This window comes from Candidatus Nanopusillus massiliensis (assembly GCF_920984865.1).
Genome location: NZ_OV100765.1, coordinates 471030 through 471250, shown reverse-complemented (window position 1 = coordinate 471250; position 221 = coordinate 471030).

Genomic DNA, 221 nt, shown 5'->3' with positions numbered 1-221 from the left:
TATATTGTTAGTGATTCTAATAGTAGATTCATAAAAAATGTTAGTGGATCAAATATTAAGAAAAGAATAGCTTTACATGAGCCTATGTACATGATAACATTAGATAAGTATTATAGAAATGAGATAGAAGAATATCAAAAATATTCATTGAACTGTATAACAAAGGCAATAATATAAATTTGCTTTATGTAGGGAGAAGATCAAAAGAGAAAGGAATTTAT